This is a genomic window from Rhodocytophaga aerolata, assembly GCF_030503435.1.
GTDB classification, from domain to species: domain Bacteria; phylum Bacteroidota; class Bacteroidia; order Cytophagales; family 172606-1; genus Rhodocytophaga; species Rhodocytophaga aerolata.
In genome coordinates, this window is record NZ_JAUKPO010000088.1 from 1 (window position 1) to 7015 (window position 7015).

Annotated in this window: 10 protein-coding genes; 2 read left to right on the forward strand and 8 right to left on the reverse strand. The window is 39.6% G+C overall.

The window, feature by feature from the left end:
- Positions 1–149: 149 nt before the first annotated feature.
- The 5 genes from Q0590_RS36090 to Q0590_RS36110 form a co-directional block, all read right to left on the reverse strand.
- The gene (locus Q0590_RS36090) at positions 150–569 is read right to left on the reverse strand and encodes a DUF6960 family protein (protein ID WP_302042548.1); all 420 of its coding nucleotides are present in this window, start codon (positions 567–569) and stop codon (positions 150–152) included.
- 120 nt (positions 570–689) lie between these two features.
- Positions 690–1019 (reverse strand): hypothetical protein, encoded by a 330-nt coding sequence (locus tag Q0590_RS36095; protein ID WP_302042549.1) that lies wholly within the window; start codon positions 1017–1019, stop codon positions 690–692.
- Between the two features lie 115 nt (positions 1020–1134).
- On the reverse strand, positions 1135–1470 hold the full coding sequence (locus Q0590_RS36100) for a hypothetical protein (RefSeq protein WP_302042550.1): 336 nt from the start codon (positions 1468–1470) through the stop codon (positions 1135–1137).
- A gap of 126 nt (positions 1471–1596) precedes the next feature.
- Positions 1597–2055 (reverse strand): hypothetical protein, encoded by a 459-nt coding sequence (locus tag Q0590_RS36105; RefSeq protein WP_302042551.1) that lies wholly within the window; start codon positions 2053–2055, stop codon positions 1597–1599.
- 107 nt (positions 2056–2162) lie between these two features.
- Entirely contained in the window at positions 2163–2654 is a 492-nt protein-coding gene (locus Q0590_RS36110) for a hypothetical protein (protein WP_302042552.1), read from the reverse strand.
- 970 nt (positions 2655–3624) lie between these two features.
- On the opposite strand from Q0590_RS36110, the gene Q0590_RS36115 reads away from it, so the two are divergent.
- Together Q0590_RS36115 and Q0590_RS36120 are read left to right on the forward strand one after the other, a co-directional pair.
- Positions 3625–3798, forward strand: coding sequence for a hypothetical protein (locus Q0590_RS36115; RefSeq protein ID WP_302042553.1), 174 nt, complete (start codon positions 3625–3627; stop codon positions 3796–3798).
- Complete coding sequence (locus Q0590_RS36120) at positions 3789–4931, forward strand: IS4 family transposase (protein ID WP_302042554.1); 1143 nt, start codon at positions 3789–3791, stop codon at positions 4929–4931. The genes Q0590_RS36115 and Q0590_RS36120 overlap by 10 nt, the downstream gene beginning before the upstream one ends.
- Before the next feature lie 185 nt (positions 4932–5116).
- On the opposite strand, the gene Q0590_RS36125 is transcribed toward Q0590_RS36120, so the two are convergent.
- The 3 genes from Q0590_RS36125 to Q0590_RS36135 all read right to left on the reverse strand — a co-directional run bounded on the left by Q0590_RS36125 (position 5117) and on the right by Q0590_RS36135 (position 6847).
- On the reverse strand, positions 5117–5635 hold the full coding sequence (locus tag Q0590_RS36125) for a hypothetical protein (RefSeq protein ID WP_302042555.1): 519 nt from the start codon (positions 5633–5635) through the stop codon (positions 5117–5119).
- Between the two features lie 99 nt (positions 5636–5734).
- The gene (locus tag Q0590_RS36130; protein WP_302042556.1) at positions 5735–6322 is read right to left on the reverse strand and encodes a hypothetical protein; all 588 of its coding nucleotides are present in this window, start codon (positions 6320–6322) and stop codon (positions 5735–5737) included.
- A gap of 102 nt (positions 6323–6424) precedes the next feature.
- Entirely contained in the window at positions 6425–6847 is a 423-nt protein-coding gene (locus Q0590_RS36135; protein WP_302042557.1) for a hypothetical protein, read from the reverse strand.
- Positions 6848–7015 lie beyond the last annotated feature (168 nt).

A 7015-nucleotide genomic window follows, 5' to 3' on the forward strand; every position in this document is an offset into this window, starting at 1 on the left:
CTACGCTGCTTCTTTCCCCGATCTTTCGATCTTTCAAGAAAACGAGTCGCACATGTATCAAAAATTCCCGCATACCGTGTGCTGTGCTTAGGCTTTAGCTGTGAAGCACCGGTTGACGGCCTGAATTTGCTGTTGGTGATTGTTCTTTTCTATTCTTTTATTCTTTTCAGATCGTCGGAGAAATATCTCTTTTTCATTGCTCGTCCAGTTAAATCAGTTAGCAGATAAAACAGCCGATTAGCTTTAAAATGAAAAGCCATGCTCTTAATTATTCCTTCTTTTACGGAATTGGCTCCATTCTTAGAAACTACCTGTACCTTATTTCCCATATAAAAGCCTTCATAAACAACTAGCTGTAAAGCAGAAGCTTTAACTCTTAATCTAAAGTTATTTTGTTTAATGAATATATAATCTCCTTCTGCCATTTCCACATAAAATATACTTGACTGGAATGGGTATTCGTAGGCGATTACTAAATCTTCCGGATGGATCAGACTATCCCAATACAAGTCCTGTTGTTTATCAGGTCTCACCCGAGGATGCCACCATTGTAGATTAACTAAATTCATTCTCTTCTTTTAATTATCACCAATGGTGGGCCAATGCTACACGACGACGTGCCCTCATGCGTCAGCCCTGAGGTGAGGCGGGCCGCTGGTCGTTCGTAGCTGGTGTTATGCCCTAGTTGTTTATTGTTCATCTTCCGGCCAATAACCGATTTGTCTAAATTCTTGCGTCGCTTTTTGCCATGCTTTATATTCTTGGCTTTCGAAGTTGACGTCTCCCTCTTTGTCTGTTGGGGGCGACGGCTCATTACCTGTTAAGAACCCTGCTATCCAATATGTTGTCTGTTCTGAGCATTCGCTTATTTCAGACTTAGATACAAAAAAGCTTCTTTGTTTATGTTCACACCATGCCCACATCCTGCCTTTAAAGGTATGAGGGTTGCCAATCAGATAATGCTTCCCTTGGCATCCTTTGTGGAAAAACCACAACTTTTCATCATATACTAAGTTCATTTAATTCTTCTATTGGGCATAATGTAGCAAAGCTTCCCGGCAGCGTGTCATCTAGCTAAAGCCTTGTGGTGAGCTAGGCCGCTGATCGGTTGAAGCTAGCGTTATGTGGCGTTATTTATCCTATTATAACCTCTCCACCGTGAAGTCTAAAGTTGGGTACTTCCTCCCAACTCTTCCTGTCTTCAGTTTCAAAATCTTGCATTAATCTATATTCAGAGTATTGGTGATCAGGCATAGGTACTTTTCTCCAAATGTTCCGAGGTATCAGATTATATTCAAAACAACGTCTGAGAAGCTCTTGAGAAAATTTAATCAAGTTTATCTTACCCATTAAATCAGCTTTCTGAGCAAGATCTACTGCCGATTTGATTTGCAATTCAAGTACAGATTTCTCTTTCTCAAGTATCTCTCTTATATATTTCAGTTCCTCAGCTTTGTCTTCTGTCATCATTTTTATTGTTCTATTTTATGCCACATAATGCACCAACAGCACTCGACGGCAAGCCCTCATGCTGGAGCTTTAGGCGTTGGCGGGCTGCTGGCCGAAGTGAAGGGTGTTATGCGTTTTTTATTATAATTAATTCGATTGTTGCCAATTTGTTCCTCGATAGCTTACTCCCCCATTATCATCATAAAAAACGAATTCATAACTTCCATCATCATTGATTATTGCTGTAACCATTTGGTCATTTATCTGATCAGGATCTTCTGTAGCATCCTTTACCCAGGGATTAGGATTATAATACCATTCTCCTGAATTATGAAATGAAACTGATTCAATAGGTATGTCAACTGAAGCAGTATCTATATACTTGCGCAATAATTTCATACAAGTCAAGCTATCAAAGCAGGATTTACTGAAATCCTTAATCAACAACATATGTTGATATTGTCGAGTATCATCCAAGCCCTTACTAAAGGTTTTCATCCTTTTCATTGTCCTAAACTCACATTTTTCCTCTTTCATCTGTTCTTTACAACCGGAAAAGAAAAATACTATTATTACTATTAAGGTTTTGTGAATTAACCTATTCATTTTTAATTTAAATCAATTACGAATAACGTAACATGGCTTCCCGCTGCTATGCCCATCGTGTTGAGGATTTGCGCTCAGACAGGGCAAGTAGGCGGTCGAAGCTGATGTTAGCAGTAAGATGTTTTAAATTTTCTCATCTTTTTGTCAATTTCCTTATGATCTTCTTTTGACAAGTTAATTCGTAAGGTTTTTTCTTTGCCCTTCTCTTTATAAACTACTTTATGCAGTACTCTCTTATACTTTGGTCTGAAAGAGTCAATCAGTATTCCACTGAAAATTTCTTCAGTGTACATCCATGATTCATTGTATGGGTCTATTTCTGAGTTAACTGTGTATATATAATCAATGTCAGCTATTTGTATCTTATAATGTTTATTAATATAACCAAATAGATAGTATTTGGTTATATCTAATTTATCATACTCGACTTGTACTCTATCAAGAGTGATAAATCCTATAGTTATCACCACAAGTAACAGAAGAATTACATAATCGGTCTGTTGATAAACAAGTAATAGGCAACTTGTAAGTATCAGTAAAATGAATACCATGCGAAGTAGCCATATTTTTCTATTTAGCCTTTCTATATCTTCTTTCATTCATTTACTGCTAGTTAGACTCAGCCCAGGAGTCACCTCCTGAGCTGGTCCTCCAGAACCGGACTTGACACTTTCACATCATCCGGCTCCTCCTTGGATTGGCTCCCTGTCAAGGAGTACCTCTCAAATGAGAAGCTTGGTAAATTCGCTTTCAGAGCTTGAAAGTAAACCTATGGTTTGGACTTTCCATTCATACATCAGATTTGCATCCGTGCTCATAACATGTTCACTCCTACTGAAGACTTTACCTGCCAATTCTAAGGTGTCTAAGAAGCCAATGCTCCTGCATTACCAGGAGCATTGGCTTCTTAGACAATCCTACTCTTCGTGTTTGTGCGGCTGACTACCTACTTACCTTTAAGTTGTCGAGACAACTGCTAGATAAGAAAACACGAAGCTTTTCCTCGTTCCCAACATTCGTTTTGCGAAGGGACAGGACGCTACTTTCCACCGGGTTTGTTGGGAGTGAACACTGGTCGGATCCATCGCCGCCAGCCCCTATATCCTTTACCCTTTTGGTTAAGCCCTGTAGCTCACGTGGGCTTATCAGCTTTTACGATGGGTCAGAGTAGCTTCGCTGTACGCTGTCCATACCTTCCGGCTTGCAGGGGTTCGCTAGAGAGCTTAGCGTTACCTGCTTTTTACCCCTGCATTCACTCCTAGCTTTGTCAAGGCTAGTAGTGGGGGTAATGCATTCACTAATTCACTTTTAGGACAGGAGTTGACTAACAGTCTCACCTGTTCGAATGTTGAGTTGTCAGCGTATTGCTACGCTGCTTCTTTCCCCGATCTCTCGATCTTTCAAGAAAACGAGTCGCACATGTAACAAAGCTTCCCGCATACCAGTCCCGCTGCGGTTTGGCCTTCGATGAGGAAGGGCTGGTTGGCGGTCGAAGCTGGCGTTCACTGCCGTTAACTTAAGAAAAATAGGCGTATCTTGGATAGAATTGTTTACCTAAATCTTACCCCTATGAACAGTTTCCACCTCTCCATCTTCAAGGAATTGAAAGGCTTTCTGCAGAAAACTTCCTTCAACCCCTCCGCTTACACGATGCGTCAACAAGATTTCTCCCGCAAACGCAAACTAGATTTTTCTACCACCTTTCTGTTAATTCTCTCTCTTTTAAAAAAAGCTTGCAGGTAGAGCTCAATCAATATTTTGATGCTCTTTCTCTTTCCCCGCCTACCAAAGTTGCTTTCAGTAAAGCTCGCAGAAAACTCAAAGTAGAATTTTTTGAACACTTTTTTTCCCTTCTAGTCGAGCAATTTTATCAAAAAGCCCCGATCAAACGCTTCAAAGGCTACCGGCTATGGGCCTGTGATGGCAGCGTGGTAAAACTGCCTGATAACGCTGATACGCAAACCATCGGTACCCACAAAAATCAACATCTGACGGTGGCTTCTGTAAAGTTGCTTTGTTACTTTGATCTGCTCAATAAAATTATCGCCCGTTTATGGCTTAAAAACAAACGCATCGGGGAAATAAGGCTGGTTGAGCCCTACATACAAGAGCTACCTAAAGATGTACTTTCCATCTATGACCGTAATTTTGGTGCCCATATTATCGTCTTTTTACATCGACATTATGGTTCGCCTTGCTTAATTCGGATGAAAACTAAAGAAGGCTTCCACCAGATTAGACACTTTTTAGAAAGTGGCCTAAAGGAAACCCTGGTGACAGAAACCCTACAGGAAAGAGCTTGGCGGGAACTGAGAAAAACAGGTTTACCTAAATCCAAGTATCATACCCTTACTTATCGCTTAATCCGGGTAGAACTCTCTACTGGTGAGACAGAAGTCCTGCTTACCACCCTTTTATCGCCTGCTTTTACTGTCTCAGACTTTGCTTGGCTGTATGGAAAACGATGGGGAGTGGAAACCTGCTTTGATCAAGTTAAGAATATATTCAAAGCGCCCATTTTTAGTGGCTATTCAGCCTTGGCTTGCAAACAGGATCTATGGAGTGTGGCTATTATGTTCAATCTGCAGACCATTCTTATGCTGGCTGCTCAGCCTTTGCTTAAAGAGCGGTGCAAGCACAGAAAATACCTTTATCAAATCAACCGCAATGTAAGTTTGGATAGCTTAAAAAGAGGACTAGCAGCCTTATTCATCAGCGGCTGGAGGAGTTTACTGGAAAAACTCTCTTTTCTTTTGCATCGCTTTTTAGAAAGCCTAGAACAAATAATAGAAGTAGAGCCAAGGCCGAGAAAACCCAAGATGAGTAGGCTCCATGCACGCCACCAAACCGAGTTCAACTACAAAGCCGCTATCTGAACCTAATTCTGTTTCCTGCTTTATAGTCATCCCTTTAAGTAGGAAGGGCAACAAAATCTATGGGTTAAGTAATGGAAGAAAAGATAAACAGCCAATACTTATAATAAATCTAGTGCCTACAACCTTACCCTTTACTAACTACCCATGCCAACTTTTAGCCTTAAGTTAACGGGATTGAGCTGGCGTTAGCTGTTGCTTTTCATTATGATTTTTACTGTTCTAAATCGGTATTTAAATTCCTCATCAGTAGGCGGAGCAATAATGAATGTTATCTCATTCCCTCTATGAATTAACTTAGGATTGAAGGAGTGATTGATTTTAACACTATTGAAGGGAGCAATACTTCTGCCAACTTCACTTTGAAAAAGCTGCCCCCAAAAGAAGTCATAATCATTCATAGTAGCCCCCGAAGGTATTCCAACCATGTTGTGTTCCCAATTCACCATAATCACTCTACCTATTTGAGGGGTGTCACTCAGATAAAGTAAGATAGAGGAGTCACCATTGGAAAACACCTTAATGCTATCGTTTAATTTTTCGTCTGTATACACATCAGCTTGTAAAGGTGTTCCAAGATTTCTTGCTGTAAAGGTTGCGTATTTGAGCAGAATAGGATGTTCTAGGTAATACTTAACTACCATACTGGTAAGAACTACCCCAGCCACAAGTACTAGTCCAATAAGTAAGACTTTGTATCGGTTCATCTTTTCTTTAGTAACAGCTAATGAACAAAGCTTTACGACGGCAGTCCCTCATGCGTAGAATTGTGCGGTCAGCGGGCTGCTGGCCGATTAAAGCCGATGTTAGGTTGCGTTCTTTCTTGTGTGTTTAACAAAATTGTCTGCGTATACTAGCAATCTATCAGTTGGTTTAATACGCTCTTTACACTCCTTTTTAATTGTTTGAATTTCATTATTAAGCTGAGTAAGTAGTTTCAATTCTTCTTTCGTCCATATTTTCCTGAACCAATCTTGTTTTACATCACAGATGCCTAACCAATTTTCTACCCATCCATAACCAAAGGGTATCTTAATATTCTCCACTCGACTTTCTGTCCATTTTCTTATAAAGTCATTAAACTTTTGTTGGAATTCACCAGAGTGAGATTCATTGAGCAATTCTAGGCTTACTCTTTTAAAAGCTGCTATCCAACTTATCCTTCTTTTCTTTGCAAATTGCTCAATTTGATATGGCCAACCCAAAGCTCTATATTCATAGTGATATTTATCCTTCAAACACTTGCTTAGCAAAAGCGTGAAATTACATTGGTTTTCCGTTCCTATTTCATAACCGTCCAAGAAAGGAACTATTCTCTCCTTTGTCTCTTCTCCAGTGTACATGGATGTTCTTAAGATAAACAGTAAGAGCAATTCCTTATCCTTTTCTCTCATCTTTATTTATAATGCAACCTAACGTTCGCATATAAAGCGTGCCGGCAGTCGGATTTAATAATTAATTATCAACTCTGCCGGCATGACTTATATGCATTGTTATCATGCGTTTCTATTGTTCAAAAGGTCTTCAATCGCCTCAATTTTTTTAATCAATTTTTCTTTATCAATTTTATCGCCTACGAACTTCGTTCCGATATCTACAGTTCCTTCTATATCCTGCAAAGTCAAATAGTTATCGTCACTGAGTAAGCTTTCTTTTATTAATCCCAACGTGATAAGAAACAAACTGTGGCGATCCGGGTTGTCGTTAAATATGCAATCAAAATCTGTTGGATCATAAAACGCATCCCCTGGAATAGAATAGAAATACTTATAGTCCTTAATAATCTCCTGAAGACTATATTTTTCTATTACATCTGGATTACGTTCGAATTCTCTTACCAAAAGAAACATTATATCATGTACCCAGCCCGGATTCATTTCTAATTCTTGACCCCTATATTTAACTATAATGTTGCTCATTCGAGTAAGTCAATTATTACCGATTTGCTAATGCATGATGTATCAAAACTTCCCGGCTGCGTGCCCTTGTGCTAAGCCTATTGCTTGGAATGGGCCGCTGATCGGCTGAAGTTGGTGTGTGTGCCCGGCATGGCACAGTATATTTTGAAAGAAATATACACTTATTAT

Bases quoted from the DNA above. Each gene is read 5' to 3' on its own strand.
- Q0590_RS36125 (WP_302042555.1), bottom strand. From the start codon at position 5,635: ATGAACCGATACAAAGTCTTACTTATTGGACTAGTACTTGTGGCTGGG.
- Q0590_RS36100 (WP_302042550.1), bottom strand. From the start codon at position 1,470: ATGATGACAGAAGACAAAGCTGAGGAACTGAAATATATAAGAGAGATA.
- Q0590_RS36095 (WP_302042549.1), bottom strand. From the start codon at position 1,019: ATGAACTTAGTATATGATGAAAAGTTGTGGTTTTTCCACAAAGGATGC.
- Q0590_RS36105 (WP_302042551.1), bottom strand. From the start codon at position 2,055: ATGAATAGGTTAATTCACAAAACCTTAATAGTAATAATAGTATTTTTC.
- Q0590_RS36130 (WP_302042556.1), bottom strand. From the start codon at position 6,322: ATGAGAGAAAAGGATAAGGAATTGCTCTTACTGTTTATCTTAAGAACA.
- Q0590_RS36135 (WP_302042557.1), bottom strand. From the start codon at position 6,847: ATGAGCAACATTATAGTTAAATATAGGGGTCAAGAATTAGAAATGAAT.
- Q0590_RS36090 (WP_302042548.1), bottom strand. From the start codon at position 569: ATGAATTTAGTTAATCTACAATGGTGGCATCCTCGGGTGAGACCTGAT.
- Q0590_RS36110 (WP_302042552.1), bottom strand. From the start codon at position 2,654: ATGAAAGAAGATATAGAAAGGCTAAATAGAAAAATATGGCTACTTCGC.
- Q0590_RS36115 (WP_302042553.1), top strand. From the start codon at position 3,625: ATGAACAGTTTCCACCTCTCCATCTTCAAGGAATTGAAAGGCTTTCTG.